The organism is Polaromonas sp. P1_G4 (assembly GCF_056405475.1).
Genome location: NZ_JBFUCA010000365.1, coordinates 1 through 4,379 on the forward strand (window position 1 = coordinate 1; position 4,379 = coordinate 4,379).

Consider the following 4,379-nt stretch of genomic DNA (forward strand, 5'->3'; position numbering starts at 1 on the left):
GGAACAGCCGCCGTTACGGCCCTGGGTGGCGATACCGTGACCGTGGGCGGTACCGGCAGCGGAAATTTCGTCAACAAGAACGTGGGTAACGGCAAGGCCGTCACCGTCACCGGCTACACCCTCGGCGGCGCCGATGCCGGCAACTACACCGTGGTGCAGCCAACAGGTGTCACGGCCAACATCAYGCCTGCCAGCCTGGCCATTACGGGTGTAGGCGCGAACAACAAGGTCTACGACACCACCACCACCGCCACGCTCAATGGCACCGCAAACGTCGCGGCACTGGGCGGCGACGTGGTGACGGTTGGCGGTGGCAGCGGCACCTTCGCCGACAAGAATGTGGGCAATGGCAAGGCTGTGACGGTCAGCGGCTACACACTGGGTGGAGCTGATGCAGGCAACTACACCGTGGTGCAGCCCACCGGCGTCACGGCCAACATCACGCCGGCCAGCTTGACTGTCACGGGTGTAGGCGCAAACAACAAGGTCTACGACACCACCACCACCGCCACACTCAATGGCACRGCGGCGGTCACAGCTCTGGGCGGCGATACCGTGACGGTGGGCGGCACGGGCAGCGGCAATTTCAACAACAAGAACGTGGGCAACGGCAAGGCCGTCACCGTCGCCGGCTACACGCTGGGCGGCGCCGATGCGAGCAACTACACCGTGGTGCAGCCCACCGGCGTCACAGCCAACATCACGCCGGCGAGCCTGGCTGTTACCGGCGTAGGCGCAAACAACAAGGTCTACGACACGACCACCACCGCCACACTCAATGGCACAGCAAACGTCGCGGCCCTGGGCGGCGATACCGTGACGGTGGGCGGTACCGGCAGCGGCATCTTTGTCAACAAAAACGTGGGCAACGGAAAGGCCGTGACAGTCACGGGCTACACACTGGGCGGCGCCGACGCCGGCAACTACACCGTGGTGCAGCCCACAGCTGTCACGGCCAACATCACGCCAGCCAGCCTGGCAGTCACAGGTGTGGGCGCCAACAACAAGGTGTATGACACCACCACCACGGCTACCCTCAATGGCACCGCAGGTGTTGTTGCCCTGGGCGGTGATGTCGTGACGGTGGGCGGCACCGGTAGCGGAACCTTCGCCAACAAGAATGTAGGCAATGGCAAAGCTGTGACCGTGACCGGCTACACGCTGAGCGGCGCCGACGCCGGCAACTACACCGTGGTGCAGCCCACTGCCGTTACGGCAAACATCACGCCGGCCAGCCTGGCGGTGACCGGTGTAGGGGCAAACAGCAAGGTGTATGACGCGAGTACTGCAGCCACCCTCAATGGCACGGCCGCTGTGGCTGCTTTGGGCGGTGACGTGGTGAGTGTGAGTGGCGGTAGCGGCACTTTTGCTGACAAGAATGTGGGCAATGGCAAGGTCGTGACCGTGGCCGGCTACACCTTGGGCGGAGCCGACGCCGGCAACTACACCGTGGTGCAACCTGCCGGTGTTACGGCAAACATCACACCAGCCAGCCTGGCCGTCACGGGCGTCGGGGCAAACAACAAGGTCTACGACACCACCACCAACGCCACGCTTAACGGAACGGCGGGGGTCACAGCCCTGGGCGGTGACGTGGTGACTGTGGGTGGTACCGGCAATGGCGCTTTCGTCAACAAAAACGCGGGCAACGGCAAAGTCGTGACGGTGACCGGCTATACGCTGGGCGGGGCCGACGCCGGCAACTACACCGTGGTGCAACCTACAGGTGTCACGGCAAACATCACACCGGCCAGCCTGGCTGTCACCGGTGTAAATGCGCAGAACAAGGTTTTTGACGGTACGACTGCGGCCACCTTGGGTGGTACCGCCGCCGTGGCGGCCCTGGTCGGTGACGTGGTTAGCGTCAGCGGCGGCAGCGGTGCTTTTGCCAACGCGAATGTGGGTAACGCAAAGCCCGTGACCGTGACAGGCTATACCCTGGGCGGGGTTGACGCGGCCAACTACACGGTGGTGCAACCGACCGGGCTGACGGCATCCATCACTCCCTTGCCTGTCACAGCTGTGCCCGCACGGGCGGGAACGCTTGGGCGGGGGGGCGCCGATGATGGTGCCGACGCCGCCATGCAACAGGCCGTGGATGGGACACGCTCCAAATCCGGCCTGATCGAGGTATCGCCCATCCTTCGGGTAACTCGCAGCGCAAGCGCCGATGCCTCCGGTGGAGACGAACTGGTGGTTTCCGGTGGGGCCGTCGAGGTGCTGCAGGATGTGGTTGCCACAGTAAGAAAAGATCCGCGCCTGCATATCGTTGACGGCGGCGTGCAGCTGCAAAACGGTGTGCTGGCCGCTCAAAAATAAATACGGCTACCCCACAAAAGTTTCCCCATGAAATGCAACGTATCCGGTAAGCACGCTGTGCTGCTGTTGGCAGCCGCGCCCCTGTTCGCGGTCCAGGCGGCTGATCCGCTGCCGGTTGATATCGGCACCATCCTCCGGCAGGTCCAGCCGTCCCAGCAAGCCGTCCCATCGCCCCGCGGAGAAAGGCCGCCCCTCAGCAATGAGGGGAATATCCCGCCGCCACCTGTGCGTCCCGCCGTGACGGTGGATGTCAAATCGATCAACATCATCGGCAACACCCTGTTTGAGACAGCCACGCTGCATGCACTGGTGGCCGATGCTGAAGGCAAAAGCCTGACGCTTGACCAGCTCGACGAAATGGCGGGGCGCATAGGCCAGTATTACCACAGCAGGGGCCAGACCTTTGCCCGGGCCGTGGTGCCTGCGCAGGTGATCCAGTCGGGCGTTGTTCGCTTTCTGGTGGTCGAGGCGCGCTACGGCAAGGTCGGCGTCAACAACCAGACGCGCGTGAACGACCTGCTGCTGCAGGCGACGGTAGCGCCGCTGCAAAACGGGCAGCCAGTCGACCAGGCCCTGCTGGACAATTCCCTGCTGTTGCTGTCGGACATACCCGGCGTGGTGGTGCAGGCAACCTTAAGACCCGGCGACGGGATGGGCACCTCCGATCTGAGTATCGATACCACGCCCGGCCCGGCGGTTTCAGGAAGCCTGGTTGTGGACGACTACGGCAACAGCTATACAGGAAGAGCCCGCCTGGGCGGTACGGTGTACGTCAACAACCCTTTGAAGCATGGCGATGTCCTGAGCCTGAGCGGCCTGAATTCCGGGAAGGGGCTGAGCTACGGACGGGTGGGCTACGAATCATTGTTGAACGGCCAGGGCACCCGCGCAGGAGCCGCCTATTCCTTGCTGGATTACAAAATTGGCGGGTCTCTTGAGATACTTGGCGCGCATGGTTCCGCCGAGACCGGCAGCCTCTGGGGCAAGCATCCGCTGGTGCGAAGCCAGACGGTCAACCTCTATGGACAGATTCAATACGACACGGTGCAGTTGCGCGAGCGTGTAGACGTGGCGGGAATAAAAACAGACCGGCATCTCGACTCCTGGACGTCGAGCCTGACCGGGGACTGGCGGGACACCTTGCTGTCCGGCGGCATCAATACCTGGAGCCTGGGATGGACCCGGGGCAGGGTGGTTTTTGACGCTACAGAGGCGCAGCTGGACGATGCGGCCAGCGCACGAACGCAGGGCTGGTTTTCAAAGGCCAATCTGGGCTTCTCCCGCTTGCAGCGCCTCGGGCAAAACAGCACGCTGCATTTTTCATGGGCAGGCCAGTGGGCAAACACCAACCTCGATTCGTCACAAAAAATGTCCGTGGGCGGGCCCTATTCGGTGCGTGCCTACGATGTGGGTGCGTTGTCGGGTGATACGGGTTACCGCACAAGCGTCGAGCTGCGCTACGACCTGGGGCAGGTTGTCGGCGGCAAGCTCCAGGCGGTGGCGTTCTGGGACGGTGCCTACCTGAAAGTCAATCAACGACCCTGGGTGACAGGTGCCAACAGCGCAACGCTCAGCGGAGCGGGGGTTGGCCTTGACTGGACCGGGCTCAACCAGTGGCGGGCCCGTGCCTACCTGGCCTCGCCCCTGGGGTCGACACCCGAGCTGGTCAGGACGACAGATTCAACGCGTATGTGGACCGAGGTCGCCTACCGGTTTTGAAGGCTGCGCTGCTCGTGCCCATTCCTGGCTTGTCGTGCGGGGCTGTCAAATCGCGTAGCCCTGTAGTGCTATTAAATCAATAGCTGCTTGCGCTTTACCTGTATGGGCTACAACCTATTTTGTTGTAAAAATCAGATGCCCGCAGGCTTCTTGAGCGTCAGCATCCTGTCCTGGGCCTTGAGCACAATGGTTTTGACTTCTGCACCCTGCAGCACCGTCAGCCTGACTTCCGCGTCGGGTGCGGGCCGGTCCCACAGCTTTTTATAAAAAGCTTCGAGCGTGGCCACCTTGGCGTCGTCTACTGCCAGCACCACGTTGCCCGCCTCCAGCCCGGCCAGGTC

General features: G+C 62.9%; 3 protein-coding genes. 2 read left to right on the plus strand and 1 reads right to left on the minus strand.

Annotated features, from left to right (window positions below; all coding sequences use genetic code 11):
• Both AC1D1X_RS16655 and AC1D1X_RS16660 read left to right on the plus strand, forming a co-directional pair.
• Positions 1–2,319: beta strand repeat-containing protein (locus tag AC1D1X_RS16655; protein WP_477698689.1), on the plus strand; the 2,319-nt coding region annotated here is incomplete at its 5' end.
• 27 nt (positions 2,320–2,346) lie between these two features.
• A complete protein-coding gene (locus tag AC1D1X_RS16660; RefSeq protein WP_477669659.1) occupies positions 2,347–4,038 on the plus strand; it encodes a ShlB/FhaC/HecB family hemolysin secretion/activation protein in 1,692 nt (563 codons plus the stop codon).
• A 131-nt stretch (positions 4,039–4,169) separates the two neighbouring features.
• Here the strand turns inward: AC1D1X_RS16660 and AC1D1X_RS16665 are convergent.
• The coding region (locus AC1D1X_RS16665; protein WP_477698690.1) for a PDZ domain-containing protein at positions 4,170–4,379 on the minus strand (210 nt) is incomplete at its 5' end.

Excerpts from the sequence above, each read along its gene's own strand:
- AC1D1X_RS16660 (WP_477669659.1), top strand. The coding sequence starts at position 2,347 with ATGAAATGCAACGTATCCGGTAAGCACGCTGTGCTGCTGTTGGCAGCC.